A 12,961-nucleotide genomic window follows, 5' to 3' on the forward strand; every position below is an offset into this window, starting at 1 on the left:
GTCACAAGATGATTGCGCATGCAATAATTATACTACTTTTCAAGAATGCTGGCAAGTTCTGTTTTTTAGTGGTTTTCTTTTTTACTGTCCATATTTTTGTAAAAATCAACTTTTACTTGGATGAAGGTTTTGGCTTCACGTAGGAGTTGAAGAAGGGTAGCGCGGGTTTCAAATTCTTCTCTTGTCTTGGGCAGACTGCGGTTTCGGAAGACTTCCAGATAGCGTTCGATTTCATCTAGCAAATCAGAAGCAGGATTGGTCTGGCTCAGTTGACCTGCAATTTTTGAAAAGAGTTGAGCCAAAATCAGGCTCTCACTGGCAGCTAGGTGACAGGTATTGATTTGCTGGGCCATATTTCGCAGGATACGACTTTGTAGCTGTCTCATCTCAAAGTAGTGAATATGGTAATCAGTCTGGTGAAAGAGGTGGTCTGAGTGATCCAAATAGACCAGTCTGAGGGCTTCTTCCAAAAGGGTGTCCAATTCTTCCACCAGCTGTGCTCGGTTGCGTCCATCCCCTCTGGATAAATAATATTTGAAGCGCAGGAGGATGTCTTTTAACTTTTCTTCTACCAATGTGTGGTAGTGATGAATTTCCTCTTCTCGTGAAGGCATGTAGAGATTGACCAGTAAAGCAAATCCTGTACCGATAGCAAAGAGAAAGAATTCATTGACTAGAAGGTCTGGAGAGGTTGACTCTTGTACCAAGAGATGGCTAACCAAAACAGTGCTTGGTGTGATGCCAATTTCCCAGCCCATCTTGTAAGCTAGAGGCACATAGAAGGCAAGATAGAGACCAAGGCTCCAGATATGAAATCCGCTCAAGTGAAAAGCTAGAACACCGATAGCCAGAGCTAGGAGCATGGAAAAGAGGCGATTGCGAGCCAGTTTTAAAGTACTTCTACGCGTATCAGATAGGCTCAAGAGAGCGATAATTCCAGCCGAAATTGCTGAGGAAAGATTGAGAAAATAAGCAAGCAGGCAGGCAAGACAGGTAGCTAAGATGAGCTTGGTCGTACGTTGGCTAATAGACATAAGAATTTCCTGATAATACTCAATGAAAATCAAAGAGCAAACTAGGAAGCTAGCCGTAGGCAGTACTTGAGTACGGCAAGGCGAAGCTGACGTAGTTTGAATTTGATTTTCGAAGAGTATAAGTTAGAATAAAAGAGCAAAAGACAAAACCTGAGCAGGCTTGCCTTTATGAGTTATTTTTTACGGGCTGCTGCGTATTCGGCAACGGCAGTAAAGAGGACGTCTGTAGAAGAGTTAAGGGCTGTTTCACATGAGTCTTGGATGACCCCAATCACAAATCCAACCCCAACAACTTGCATGGCAATATCGTTAGAAATACCGAAAAGGCTACAAGCAACTGGGATAAGAAGGAGGGAACCTCCCGCAATACCAGAAGCACCGCAGGCTGAGATAGCTGCTACCACACTGAGGACAAAGGCTGTGGCAAAGTCAACAGGGATTCCAAGAGTGTTTACCGCAGCAAGGGTCAAAACGTTAATGGTAATCGCTGCTCCAGCCATGTTGATAGTAGAGCCAAGTGGGATAGAAACAGAATAGGTATCTGGGTTGAGTCCAAGGTCATGGCAGAGTTTCATGTTGACAGGAATGTTAGCCGCAGAACTACGAGTGAAGAAGGCTGTCACACCGCTGACACGGAGGCAGTTCCAAACTAGAGGGTAAGGGTTGCGTCTCATAAAGAAGAAGGCAATCAAAGGGTTGACCACAAGGGCAACAAAAAGCATAGTCGTTACTAATAGAACCAATAAAATACCGTAGTTGGCAAGGCTTCCGATTCCCTTGTCAGAAATGGTTTTAAAAACAAGACCAAGGATTCCAAATGGAGCCAGATTGATGATCCATTCGACAATTTTAGAAGTCACGTCAGCGATAGTTTTTAGTAATTCTTTACTATTTTTGCTGGCCTCTCTCATAGCAATTCCAAAAATGACTGCCCAAGATAAGATTCCAATATAGTTAGCAGTAAGCAGGGCGTTGACTGGATTGTCAACCAGTTTGAGCAAGAGGTTGCTGAGGACCTGTCCAATCCCATCTGGTGGAGCAATATCGGTATTAGCACTATTTAGGGTGATTTCAATAGGGACGATGAAACTTGCTAGTACAGCTACAAGAGCAGCGGCAAAAGTTCCTAGGATATACAAGAAAACAACAGTTTTCATATTGCTATCTTGTCCCTTTTGATGTTGGGAAAGGGCATTAGCAACGAGAGCAAAGACTAGGATAGGAGCAACAGCTTTTAGACCTCCAACGAATAAATCCCCGAGTAGCCCAATTCCTGAGAGATTAGGAAGGGTCAGTCCTAGAATTCCCCCACAAAGCATACCAATCAAGATACGCTTGACAAGGCTTGCCTTGTTCCAAGCATGAATGATTCTTTTCATAATAATCTCCTTTCTGTGTAGTGATTATGATTATAGTATAAACGATAGACAAAATCAAGAATTTTCTGTCTATTTTTTGAATATTTATGGATAATGAGACTGATGAAAATATGGTATAATGAAATAAAGGAGTTTTATATGCAAAAATTTATTCAAGCTTATATTGAAAAGCTAGATGTGACAACCATTATCGAAAATATTCTAACCAAGGTCATTTCTCTTTTACTGCTTTTGATTGTATTTTATATTGCTAAAAAAATGCTTCATACCATGGTGCAGAGAATTGCCAAACCTTCTCTAAAAATGTCTCATCATGATGTCGGGCGCCAGAAAACCATCTCACGTTTGTTAGAAAATGTGTTTAATTATACGTCATATTTCTTTTTACTCTACTGTATTTTATCGATTTTAGGCTTACCTGTATCTAGCTTGCTGGCTGGGGCTGGAATCGCTGGGGTGGCGATTGGGATGGGAGCCCAAGGTTTTCTGTCTGATGTCATCAATGGCTTTTTCATCCTTTTTGAACGTCAACTGGATGTGGGAGATGAGGTTGTTCTGACCAACGGCCCCATTACTGTATCGGGTAAGGTTGTCAGTGTGGGAATTCGTACGACACAGCAGCTTCGTAGCGAGGAGCAAGCTCTTCACTTTGTTCCGAACCGAAATATCACGGTTGTTAGCAATTTCTCACGCACGGACTAGACCTGTTATTTTAAGTAATTTGTGGTACAATAGAGGGAGTTTAATAAAGGAGAAAAGATGGTTTTAGAAAAGCAGTTGGGCAATGGTTGTACCTGGATAAACCTAGACCTCGGAAAGTTGAATAAACTAGAAGACCTTTCTGAAATCTACGGCTTGGACAAGGAAACCATTGAGTACGCACTGGATAGGAATGAGCGTGCCCACATGGACTACCACCGTGAAAGTGGGACGGTTACCTTTATCTATAATGTCCTAGATGTGAAAAAGGACAAGGCCTACTATGAGACTTTTCCCATGACCTTTATCGTGGAGCATCGTCGCCTGATTACCATTAGTAATACCAAGAACGCCTATGTCATTGAACAAATGACCCGTTATCTGGAGAGTCATGACACGCTTTCGATCTACAAGTTTCTCTTTGCCAGTCTGGAAATCATCAGCAATGCCTACTACCCTGTCATCGAGCAGATGGATAAGAGTAAGGACGAGGTCAATGGTCTCTTGCGTCAGCGAACAACTAAGAAAAATCTTTTTGCCCTTTCCGACTTGGAGACGGGTATGGTTTATCTTACTGCGGCTGCTAAACAAAATCGGATTTTGTTGGAGCATATTCAAGGTCATGCCTTGTATCGTAGTTTTGATGAGATTGAGAGAGAACAGTTTGATGATGCCATGATTGAGGCTCATCAGCTGGTATCCATGACAGACCTAATCTCTCAGATTTTACAGCAACTTTCAGCCTCTTACAACAATATTCTAAACAATAATCTGAATGATAATTTGACAACCTTGACTATCATTTCAGTCTTGCTAGCTGTTTTGGCAGTCGTGACAGGCTTTTTCGGAATGAATGTTCCCCTACCTCTAACAGATGAGCCCCATGCTTGGCTCTACATCAGTATAGCTAGTGCAGGGTTATGGATTGTTTTATCCTTGTTACTAAGGAAAATTGCGAAAAAAAGTTAAGAAAAGGAGCCAGAATGGCGATTGAAAACTACATGCCAGATTTTGCTGTGGAAGCAGTCTATGATCTGACAGTCCCAAGCCTGCAGGCGCAGGGAATCAAGGCTGTTTTGGTCGATTTGGACAATACCCTTATTGCTTGGAACAACCCTGACGGGACACCAGAGATGAAGCAATGGCTACATGACCTTCGGGACGCGGGCATTCGCATTATCGTAGTGTCAAATAACACCAAAAAACGCGTCCAACGAGCAGTTGAGAAGTTTGAGATTGACTACGTTTATTGGGCTCTAAAGCCCTTCACATTTGGGATTGACCGTGCCATGAAGGAATTTCACTATGAGAAAAGCGAAGTGGTCATGGTTGGCGACCAGCTCATGACAGATATACGAGCAGCCCACCGTGCAGGCATTCGCTCGATTTTAGTCAAACCCTTGGTCCAACATGACTCGATTAAAACGCAGATTAACCGAGCTCGTGAGCGTCGTGTGATGCGAAAAATTACTGAAATGTACGGACCGATTACATATAAAAAAGGAATTTAACTATGGAAGAAATTCTCTGTATTGGTTGTGGAGCAACCATTCAGACGACAGATAAGGCTGGTCTGGGTTTTACCCCTCAGTCGGCACTTGAAAAAGGATTGGAGACTGGCGAAATCTATTGCCAACGCTGTTTCCGTCTCCGCCACTACAATGAAATCACGGATGTTCAATTGACAGACGATGATTTCCTAAAACTCTTGCACGAGGTAGGAGACAGTGATGCCCTGGTGGTTAATGTCGTTGATATCTTTGACTTTAATGGCTCTGTCATCCCAGGCTTGCCACGTTTTGTCTCGGGCAATGATGTCCTCCTGGTTGGAAATAAAAAAGATATCTTGCCCAAGTCTGTTAAACCAGGCAAGATTAGCCAGTGGCTCATGGAACGTGCCCACGAAGAAGGTCTCCGTCCAGTTGATGTCGTCCTAACTTCAGCCCAAAACAAGCATGCCATTAAGGAAGTCATTGACAAGATTGAACACTACCGTAAGGGCCGTGATGTCTATGTCGTTGGGGTAACTAACGTTGGAAAATCAACCCTAATCAATGCTATTATCCAAGAAATCACGGGTGACCAGAATGTCATTACGACTTCGCGCTTCCCAGGAACAACCTTGGACAAGATCGAGATTCCGCTTGACGACGGATCTTATATCTACGATACGCTTGGGATTATCCACCGTCACCAGATGGCTCACTATTTGACGGCTAAAAACCTCAAGTATGTTAGTCCTAAAAAGGAAATCAAGCCTAAAACCTATCAGCTCAATCCTGAACAAACCCTGTTTTTAGGTGGTCTCGGACGCTTTGATTTCATTGCGGGTGAAAAGCAAGGATTCACAGCCTTCTTTGACAATGAATTGAAACTCCACCGTACTAAGCTTGAAGGTGCTAGTGCCTTTTACGACAAGCATCTTGGAACCCTTTTAACCCCACCAAATAGCAAGGAAAAAGAAGATTTTCCAAAATTGGTCCAACATGTCTTTAATATCAAGGACAAAACTGACCTAGTCATCTCAGGACTCGGCTGGATCCGCGTAACAGGCACTGCCAAAGTCGCCGTCTGGGCACCAGAAGGCGTCGCAGTCGTCATACGAAAAGCAATTATTTAAACACAGAAAGGAAAGGGTTGTCTTTATTAAGGCGAGCGTTGCGAGCCCGTAGAGAATACTTTTCGCCGTGGTGTCAGTTGGTACAAGTGATTGTACCAACTGCGGGAAATTTGAGACCATAGGCTCAAATTTTAGTCATGAAAGCCCGAAGGACTTTGCTAACGTCCGCCACCACTTTAGAAAAGTATAAAAAGAAACTCTTTTAAGAAATTATGTCATTAACATCAAAACAACGTGCCTTCCTCAACAGTCAGGCACACACCCTCAAACCCATCATCCAAATTGGAAAAAATGGTCTCAACGACCAAATCAAAACCAGCGTTCGTCAAGCACTTGATGCACGCGAATTGATTAAAGTAACGCTCTTGCAAAATACAGATGAAAATATCCACGAAGTAGCTGAAATTTTGGAAGAAGAAATCGGTGTGGATACAGTCCAAAAAATCGGACGCATCTTGATTTTGTTTAAACAATCTAGCAAGAAAGAAAATCGCAAGATTTCTAAGAAAGTCAAAGAAATCTAAGACCGAAACTCCAAATAACTGTTTTTATAGAGAAATAAAGGGGACTAGCCTATGACAATCGAACTATTGACTCCCTTTACCAAGGTAGAGTTGGAGCCAGAAATCAAGGAGAAAACGCAAACAAGTTGGGATTTTAGGGGGAATTTTAACCCTGTTCACAATGCCCATCTCATTGTTGCGGATCAAGTACGGCAACAGTTGGGACTGGATCAAGTTCTTCTCATGCCTGAATACCAACCTCCTCACGTTGATAAAAAGGAAACCATCCCTGAACACCATCGTCTCAAGATGCTTGAGTTGGCAATTGAGGGAATTGACGGCCTAGTCATTGAAACCATTGAGTTGGAGCGCAAGGGTATTTCCTACACCTACGACACCATGAAGATTTTGACAGAGAAGAATCCAGATACGGATTATTACTTTATCATCGGTGCCGACATGGTTGACTATCTGCCTAAGTGGTACCGAATTGATGAACTGGTTGACATGGTTCAGTTTGTGGGGGTTCAGCGTCCACGCTACAAGGTAGGGACTTCCTATCCAGTTATCTGGGTGGACGTACCGCTCATGGATATCTCGTCCAGCATGGTGCGGGACTTCCTTGCCCAAGGTCGGAAACCCAACTTTCTCCTACCTCAGCCAGTGCTAGACTACATCGAGAAGGAGGGGCTCTACTGATGTCCTATCAAGACTATATCAACTGCTCCCGTGAGGCCTTGTTGGAAAAAATGGTAGAGTTTCTACCTGAAAAACGCTTAACCCATTGCTTGGGTGTGGAGCGTGCCGCTATGGAATTAGCTCAGCGCTTTGGTGTAGATGTTGAGAAAGCAAGTCTAGCAGGTCTTCTTCATGACTATGCTAAAAAGTTGTCAGATCAGGAATTTCTAGCCTTGATTGACCGTTACCAGCTAGACCCTGACCTCAAAAACTGGGGCAATAATGTCTGGCATGGTATGGTCGGAATTTACAAAATTCAGGAAGATTTGGATTTGCATGATTCTGAAATTCTGCGAGCCATTGAAATTCATACAGTCGGAGCTGGTCAAATGACAGACCTAGATAAGGTCATCTACGTCGCAGACTATATCGAGCACAATCGAGCCTTTCCTGGAGTAGATGTGGCGCGTGAGATTGCAAGTCTATCGCTCAATAAGGCGGTGGCCTACGAAACAGCTCGTACCGTGGAGTATCTAGCTCATCAGGGATTCCCCATCTATCCCCAAACCCTTGAAACCTATAACGCCTTTGTGCACTATTTGAAAGAGAACTAAATGAAGATGGCTTTTATAATCATTGATGTTCAGAATGTTTTAGTAGAAACTGGGTTCCAGACAAAAAGTCTATTGGAAAAAATTTCTTATTTACAAAACCAGGCTAGAAGCAAGAATATTGAAATTATCTATGTTCAACATATTGAGAACTCTGAAGCTCAAACATCAGAAGATTGGCAGTTATCTGCGCTTTTAAATCGAAAACCTGCTGAAAAGGTCTTTCAGAAGAAGTATAACAGTATTTTCAAAGAAACTGGCTTAAAAGAATACTTGGATAAACAGGGGATTGAAAAATTAGTTTTATGTGGTATGCAGACAGAATATTGTGTGGATACCTCTGTCAAGGTTGCCTTTGAATATGGCTATCAGCTTATTGTTCCAGAAGGTGCTGTCACAACCTTTGATGGGGATGACATTCCAGCAGAAACGATTAATGAATTTTATGAGGACATTTGGGAGGAGCGCTTTGCAGATGTCCTAGATTACAAACATATTTTCTAAAAAGAGGATTAAATGAACGAAAAAGAATTACTAGAACTAGTCGTGAAAGCGGCTGATGAGAAACGTGCGGAGGATATCCTCGCACTTGACGTACAAGATTTGACTAGTGTGACGGACTACTTTGTCATCACTAGCTCTATGAATAGCCGTCAGTTGGACGCTATCGCTGATAATATCCGTGAAAAAGTAGCGGAAGCAGGCTTTAAAGGCAGTCATATCGAAGGCGATGCAGCTGGAGGTTGGGTCTTGCTAGACCTCGGTGCTGTCGTTGTACATATCTTCTCAGAAGAAATGCGTGCCCACTATAATCTGGAAAAACTATGGCATGAGGCGGATTCTGTAGACTTATCTGAAACTCTGGCGTAGAAGATGAACTCAGTTGTAGTCAACTGGGTTTCTTTGCTTATTTTAGAAGAAAATTGATAGAAAGGTGAGGGCGAGTGGTGTTTGCCATGTAGGCTCTTGGTATCATGATTATGGCAACTTATGAAACTTTTGCGGCGGTCTATGATGCGGTCATGGATGACAGTTTATACGACAAATGGACTGATTTTTCTCTGCGTCATTTGCCTAAGACCAAGAGAGAAAGAAACTCTTGGAATTGGCTTGTGGGACAGGAATTCAATCAGTGCGCTTCTCTCAGGCTGGTTTTGATGTGACTGGACTTGACTTGAGTGCGGATATGTTGAAGATTGCGGAGAAGAGAGCAACTTCAGCCAAGCAAAAGATTGCTTTTATAGAAGGTAATATGCTGAATTTGTCCAAGGCAGGGAAATACGATTTTGTCACGTGTTATTCGGACTCTATCTGCTATATGCAGGATGAGGTGGAAGTAGGGGACGTCTTTAAGGACGTGTACAATGCGCTGAATGAAGAGGGAGTTTTCATCTTTGACGTGCACTCGACCTACCAGACAGATGAAGTATTCCCTGGCTATTCCTACCATGAAAATGCGGAAGATTTTGCCATGCTTTGGGATACATATGAGGACGAAGCTCCTCACTCCATCGTGCATGAGCTGACTTTCTTTATCAAGGAGGCTGACGGTTCTTTTAGTCGCCACGATGAAGTACATGAGGAGAGGACTTATGAGATCTTGACCTATGATATCTTGCTGGAACAGGCTGGTTTCAAGTCCTTCAAACTCTATGCAGACTTTGAGGATAAGGAACCAACAGAAACTAGCACCCGTTGGTTTTTTGTGGCGCAGAAGTAGGAGAACATCATGACCATCACAGGTATTATCGCAGAGTTCAATCCTTTTCATAATGGCCATAAATACCTGCTGGATCAGGCAGAGGGACTGAAAATTGTTGCCATGTCAGGGAATTTCATGCAGCGTGGAGAGCCTGCTATTGTGGATAAGTGGACAAGGGCCAGATGGCGCTGGAAAATGGCGCAGACTTGGTAGTGGAATTGCCCTTTTTAGTCAGTGTTCAGGCAGCTGATTTCTTTGGTCAAGGAGCTGTGGATATCTTGGATCGCTTGGGCATTGATAGTCTAGTTTTTGGGACAGAGGAAGTTCGAGATTATCAGAAAATCGCTGACTTATACACAGAGAAAGGTGCTGAGATGGAGAAAATTGTGGAAAATCTGCCTGATTCCCTTTCCTATCCCCAGAAAACCCAATCTATGTGGAAGGAATTTGCTGGTCTTGATTTTTCAGGTAATACCCCCAATCATGTTCTTGCTCTGGCCTATGCAAAGGCGGTTGCAGGACGAAATATCAAGCTGCATACGATTCAGCGTCAGGGGGCAGGTTACCATTCTGTGAATAAAGATGTGGACTTTGCCTCGGCGACAGCCCTCCGTCAACATCAGAAGGACCAAGATTTCTTAGAACGCTTTATGCCTTCTGTTGCCCTATTTGAGCAGGCCAGTAAGGTGATCTGGGAAGACTATTTTCCCTTGCTCCGCTATCAAATCTTGTCAAATCCCGACCTAACCACCATCTATCAGGTCAATCAAGAAATGGCTGTGCGCATTAAAGAAGCTATTAAACCAGCCCAGTCTGTAGAAGAGTTGGTCGAGGCGGTTGCGACCAAACGTTACACCAAGGCGCGTGTCAGACGCCTATTGACCTATATTTTGGTGCAGGCTAGAGAAAATGTCTTGCCAGAAGCCATTCATGTCCTTGGATTTACTGAAAAAGGCAGGCAACATCTCAAGTCTCTGAAAGGACAGGTCAATCTAGTCAGCCGAATTGGCAAAGAACCTTGGGATGCTATGACCCAAAAAGCAGACCAGATTTACCAACTAGGAAAGCCAAGTATAGCAGAGCAAAATTTTGGAAGAGTGCCGATTAGAATAGAAACAAGCTAAGTCTACCGAAAGGTAGGCTTTTTGAGATTTTTTACGAATAATACTCTTCGAAAATCAAATTCAAATCGCGTCAACGTCGCCTTGCCGTATATATGTTACTGACTTCGTCAGTTCTATCTGCAACCTCAAAACAGTGTTTTGAGCTGACTTCGTCAGTCTTATCTACAACCTCAAAGCAGTGCTTTGAGCAACCTGCGGCTAGTTTCCTAGTTTGCTCTTTGATTTTCATTGAGTATAAATAGATGGAAAAGAAAATCTTGTACAAGTTTCTGACAATTTCTTTCTTTTCGTGTATAATAGTGGAAAAGAGGTAAAACGAGGTATGGTTATGGAAGCAGTTCTTTACTCAACATTCCGAAATCATTTAAAAGACTACATGAAGAAGGTCAATGATGAATTTGAGCCTTTAACGGTGGTTAATAAAAATCCAGATGAGGACATTGTAGTTCTTTCAAAGAGCGAATGGGACAGTATTCAGGAAACTCTGAGAATCGTTCAAAATAAGGAACTATCTGACAAGGTCTTGCGAGGAATGGCTCAAGTCCGTGCTGGAAGCACTCAAGTCCATGTTATTGAGGAGTGAGGAATGCTGCTCAAGTTTACAGAAGATGCGTGGGCAGATTATTGCTACTGGCAAACTCAGGATAAGAAAACACTAAAAAGAATCAATAAACTAATTAAGGATATTCAAAGTGATTCATTTACAGGAATAGGAAAACCAGAACCACTCAAGTATGACTACCAAGGAGCCTGGTCACGGCGTATTGATGCAGAAAATCGCTTGATTTATATGATGGATGGAGATAGCATCGCTTTTTTGTCCTTCAAAGATCACTACTAAGTCTACTGAAAGGTGGGCTTTTTATTTTTTAAATTTTTATGAGTAAGTTTAAGATAAAGTTTTTTAGAAAATGACAGAATCCCTAATACAAAAGACAAAAACTCAGAAAAGAAAGTTAGTATATAAACTTCGATTTTTTCCCTTGAATCCGCTTTATCACTTGTATTTTGTGGTATAATGAAGAGAATTGTTAATAATAAAAACAGGGGAAGTAAATGTCTAATTTTAAAGAAAAACTACCGATATTCCAGTCGAACGATGTTCAGATTTCAAATGTAGTCAATGCAGTTTGGTCGATTGCGAACACCTTACGTGGAGCTTATCGTTCGGATAAGTATCGAGTGATGTAATTAAAAATTGGATGAGAAGAAAAGATACAATTGAGTTTCTTGGTTTATGGAAAAGCTTAAACAACATGAATTTCAATTCGGTCGAATTCGACCGAATTAAATCGGAAGCTGGATATAATTCATTTACATTGTCTCCTAAGAAATGGGTAGAGAAAACTGGAGCAATCGGAATTATCTCAAAAGGTGGAAGATATGGTGGTGCATTTGCACATATAGATATTGCCTTTGAATTTGCTTCATGTATTTCTGCTGAATTTAAGATGTATGTAATTCAGGATTACAAAAGACTTAAGTCAGATTAAAATTCTAAGATATCATTAGGCTGGAATTTGAATAGAGAAATTTCTAAGATTAACTACAAAATTCATACAGATGCAATCAAAGAATATCTCTTAAAAGATCTTACCAACGAACAGTTGTCTTACAAGTATGTAAGTGAAGCAGATATGATTAATGTTGTTTTATTTAACAAAAGAGCTAAACAGTGGCGTGAAGAAAATAGGAACAATTAGTACAACACTTGTAGTAGTTGCGGGAGTAAGTGCGGGTGTGCTTGGAGGAAAATTTGACTTTAAATTTCCTAAAAAGATTTAATGGAGAATAATAAATATGAAGTTTAAAAATTATCTATTTGATTTATATCCTTATTTTCCCAAAGGTTTTTCATTATATAATAGAAAGGATCCTGATGTATGTAGTAAGGCGTTGTACGATGATTTATGTAAGATGTTTTTTGATGATGATTCAAAAGAAAAACTTAAAATAACATCTGTATGTAATAAATGCCAAAACTTTGGAAATGGAGATTTTTATACTTTATTTATTGATAAGGATAAGTATTTATTATCAAGTGATTATATAGGAGCCTCTATTTATTGGGCAAGAAAGGCAGGATTAAACGACAGAATAATTTTAGATCATTTGAGTATTTCAAGAACAATAGGTGGACACATTCTTTTCCCTAGAGGTGGTGGAAAATCAGAAACCGTTAATACAGCTAGAGGTGGAAAACCTAGAATCAAGAATGGAATTTATAAAGGATATTATGATCGTTTTGATTTAACACTATATGCTATAAAAGAATGGTTTGCGGGAAATAATAATTCAAAAATAGATTATGCTATAGAGAATTACCGTGAATGGTTTGAACTATTTTTTGATGATGATAATTGTAAAAATGGATTTGAGAAATTTGTCGAGTTTTTTAAGTTAGAAGGATTTATATATGAGCAAAATAAAATTATAGATTTAATTAAATCAGATTTAGAGAACAATCAGGTTGTCTTTTTAGATAAAGAAGATATTAGGATTGCTAGCACAGAAGAAGAATATATAAGATATATGAAAAATCTTAATATCATTATTCTAGAAAGAACTAAAAAAATATTATTATAAATATTTCAGCACCAGTTAAATAAAA

Annotated in this window: 15 protein-coding genes and 5 pseudogenes; 17 read left to right on the plus strand and 3 right to left on the minus strand. The window is 41.0% G+C overall.

Annotated features, from left to right (window positions below):
• Nucleotides 1–65: 65 nt before the first annotated feature.
• On the minus strand, nucleotides 66–1,034 hold the full coding sequence (locus QMQ21_RS13585; RefSeq protein ID WP_000028167.1) for an aromatic acid exporter family protein: 969 nt from the start codon (nucleotides 1,032–1,034) through the stop codon (nucleotides 66–68).
• A 173-nt stretch (nucleotides 1,035–1,207) separates the two neighbouring features.
• Nucleotides 1,208–2,413, minus strand: coding sequence for a serine/threonine transporter SstT (gene sstT, locus QMQ21_RS13590; protein WP_000821228.1), 1,206 nt, complete (start codon nucleotides 2,411–2,413; stop codon nucleotides 1,208–1,210).
• Between the two features lie 138 nt (nucleotides 2,414–2,551).
• Between sstT and QMQ21_RS13595 the strand changes: the two genes are divergently transcribed.
• From QMQ21_RS13595 to QMQ21_RS13645, 11 genes and pseudogenes are all read left to right on the plus strand, one after another.
• A complete protein-coding gene (locus QMQ21_RS13595; protein ID WP_261814623.1) occupies nucleotides 2,552–3,115 on the plus strand; it encodes a mechanosensitive ion channel family protein in 564 nt (187 codons plus the stop codon).
• A gap of 57 nt (nucleotides 3,116–3,172) precedes the next feature.
• Nucleotides 3,173–4,081 (plus strand): magnesium transporter CorA family protein, encoded by a 909-nt coding sequence (locus QMQ21_RS13600; RefSeq protein WP_023937239.1) that lies wholly within the window; start codon nucleotides 3,173–3,175, stop codon nucleotides 4,079–4,081.
• Between the two features lie 14 nt (nucleotides 4,082–4,095).
• Nucleotides 4,096–4,623 (plus strand): YqeG family HAD IIIA-type phosphatase, encoded by a 528-nt coding sequence (locus QMQ21_RS13605; protein ID WP_000963739.1) that lies wholly within the window; start codon nucleotides 4,096–4,098, stop codon nucleotides 4,621–4,623.
• 2 nt (nucleotides 4,624–4,625) lie between these two features.
• Nucleotides 4,626–5,732, plus strand: a complete 1,107-nt coding sequence (gene yqeH, locus QMQ21_RS13610) for a ribosome biogenesis GTPase YqeH (protein WP_261814624.1) — start codon at nucleotides 4,626–4,628, stop codon at nucleotides 5,730–5,732.
• Between the two features lie 212 nt (nucleotides 5,733–5,944).
• Nucleotides 5,945–6,256: a ribosome assembly RNA-binding protein YhbY gene (gene yhbY / locus QMQ21_RS13615; protein WP_000060169.1), complete on the plus strand. Its 312-nt coding sequence runs from the start codon at nucleotides 5,945–5,947 to the stop codon at nucleotides 6,254–6,256.
• A 51-nt stretch (nucleotides 6,257–6,307) separates the two neighbouring features.
• Nucleotides 6,308–6,934: pseudogene (locus QMQ21_RS13620) on the plus strand (nicotinate-nucleotide adenylyltransferase).
• A complete protein-coding gene (gene yqeK, locus QMQ21_RS13625) occupies nucleotides 6,934–7,527 on the plus strand; it encodes a bis(5'-nucleosyl)-tetraphosphatase (symmetrical) YqeK (protein WP_023937237.1) in 594 nt (197 codons plus the stop codon). Before QMQ21_RS13620 ends, yqeK begins: the two are co-directional and overlap by 1 nt.
• On the plus strand, nucleotides 7,528–8,028 hold the full coding sequence (locus tag QMQ21_RS13630; RefSeq protein ID WP_000781356.1) for a cysteine hydrolase family protein: 501 nt from the start codon (nucleotides 7,528–7,530) through the stop codon (nucleotides 8,026–8,028).
• Between the two features lie 12 nt (nucleotides 8,029–8,040).
• Complete coding sequence (gene rsfS, locus QMQ21_RS13635) at nucleotides 8,041–8,394, plus strand: ribosome silencing factor (RefSeq protein WP_023933751.1); 354 nt, start codon at nucleotides 8,041–8,043, stop codon at nucleotides 8,392–8,394.
• A gap of 110 nt (nucleotides 8,395–8,504) precedes the next feature.
• Nucleotides 8,505–9,244 (plus strand): annotated as a pseudogene (locus QMQ21_RS13640) (class I SAM-dependent DNA methyltransferase).
• A gap of 9 nt (nucleotides 9,245–9,253) precedes the next feature.
• Nucleotides 9,254–10,350 (plus strand): annotated as a pseudogene (locus QMQ21_RS13645) (nucleotidyltransferase).
• 70 nt (nucleotides 10,351–10,420) lie between these two features.
• Here the strand turns inward: QMQ21_RS13645 and QMQ21_RS13650 are convergent.
• On the minus strand, nucleotides 10,421–10,579 hold the full coding sequence (locus QMQ21_RS13650; RefSeq protein WP_007285011.1) for a hypothetical protein: 159 nt from the start codon (nucleotides 10,577–10,579) through the stop codon (nucleotides 10,421–10,423).
• Nucleotides 10,580–10,678: 99 nt separating this feature from the next.
• On the opposite strand from QMQ21_RS13650, the gene QMQ21_RS13655 reads away from it, so the two are divergent.
• From QMQ21_RS13655 to QMQ21_RS13675, 6 genes and pseudogenes are all read left to right on the plus strand, one after another.
• The gene (locus tag QMQ21_RS13655; RefSeq protein WP_016398854.1) at nucleotides 10,679–10,933 is read left to right on the plus strand and encodes a type II toxin-antitoxin system Phd/YefM family antitoxin; all 255 of its coding nucleotides are present in this window, start codon (nucleotides 10,679–10,681) and stop codon (nucleotides 10,931–10,933) included.
• A 3-nt stretch (nucleotides 10,934–10,936) separates the two neighbouring features.
• A complete protein-coding gene (locus QMQ21_RS13660; RefSeq protein ID WP_016398855.1) occupies nucleotides 10,937–11,191 on the plus strand; it encodes a Txe/YoeB family addiction module toxin in 255 nt (84 codons plus the stop codon).
• Nucleotides 11,192–11,406: 215 nt separating this feature from the next.
• Nucleotides 11,407–11,532, plus strand: a pseudogene (locus tag QMQ21_RS19535) (restriction endonuclease); the annotation flags it as partial.
• A 5-nt stretch (nucleotides 11,533–11,537) separates the two neighbouring features.
• Nucleotides 11,538–12,041: pseudogene (locus QMQ21_RS19360) on the plus strand (KilA-N domain-containing protein); the annotation flags it as partial.
• Complete coding sequence (locus tag QMQ21_RS13670) at nucleotides 11,995–12,135, plus strand: hypothetical protein (protein WP_000899898.1); 141 nt, start codon at nucleotides 11,995–11,997, stop codon at nucleotides 12,133–12,135. The pseudogene QMQ21_RS19360 and the gene QMQ21_RS13670, both read left to right, overlap by 47 nt.
• Nucleotides 12,136–12,150: 15 nt before the next feature.
• A complete protein-coding gene (locus QMQ21_RS13675) occupies nucleotides 12,151–12,936 on the plus strand; it encodes a DUF6994 family protein (protein ID WP_000669602.1) in 786 nt (261 codons plus the stop codon).
• Nucleotides 12,937–12,961: the final 25 nt, after the last annotated feature.

The organism is Streptococcus bouchesdurhonensis (assembly GCF_948472335.1).

Coding starts and splice junctions, on each gene's coding strand:
- QMQ21_RS13675 (WP_000669602.1), top strand. CDS start 12,151: ATGAAGTTTAAAAATTATCTATTTGATTTATATCCTTATTTTCCCAAA.
- QMQ21_RS13600 (WP_023937239.1), top strand. CDS start 3,173: ATGGTTTTAGAAAAGCAGTTGGGCAATGGTTGTACCTGGATAAACCTA.
- yhbY (WP_000060169.1), top strand. CDS start 5,945: ATGTCATTAACATCAAAACAACGTGCCTTCCTCAACAGTCAGGCACAC.
- QMQ21_RS13660 (WP_016398855.1), top strand. CDS start 10,937: ATGCTGCTCAAGTTTACAGAAGATGCGTGGGCAGATTATTGCTACTGG.
- yqeH (WP_261814624.1), top strand. CDS start 4,626: ATGGAAGAAATTCTCTGTATTGGTTGTGGAGCAACCATTCAGACGACA.
- QMQ21_RS13585 (WP_000028167.1), bottom strand. CDS start 1,034: ATGTCTATTAGCCAACGTACGACCAAGCTCATCTTAGCTACCTGTCTT.
- QMQ21_RS13670 (WP_000899898.1), top strand. CDS start 11,995: ATGTTGTTTTATTTAACAAAAGAGCTAAACAGTGGCGTGAAGAAAATA.
- rsfS (WP_023933751.1), top strand. CDS start 8,041: ATGAACGAAAAAGAATTACTAGAACTAGTCGTGAAAGCGGCTGATGAG.
- QMQ21_RS13595 (WP_261814623.1), top strand. CDS start 2,552: ATGCAAAAATTTATTCAAGCTTATATTGAAAAGCTAGATGTGACAACC.
- QMQ21_RS13650 (WP_007285011.1), bottom strand. CDS start 10,579: ATGAAAATCAAAGAGCAAACTAGGAAACTAGCCGCAGGTTGCTCAAAG.
- yqeK (WP_023937237.1), top strand. CDS start 6,934: ATGTCCTATCAAGACTATATCAACTGCTCCCGTGAGGCCTTGTTGGAA.
- QMQ21_RS13655 (WP_016398854.1), top strand. CDS start 10,679: ATGGAAGCAGTTCTTTACTCAACATTCCGAAATCATTTAAAAGACTAC.
- QMQ21_RS13605 (WP_000963739.1), top strand. CDS start 4,096: ATGGCGATTGAAAACTACATGCCAGATTTTGCTGTGGAAGCAGTCTAT.
- sstT (WP_000821228.1), bottom strand. CDS start 2,413: ATGAAAAGAATCATTCATGCTTGGAACAAGGCAAGCCTTGTCAAGCGT.
- QMQ21_RS13630 (WP_000781356.1), top strand. CDS start 7,528: ATGAAGATGGCTTTTATAATCATTGATGTTCAGAATGTTTTAGTAGAA.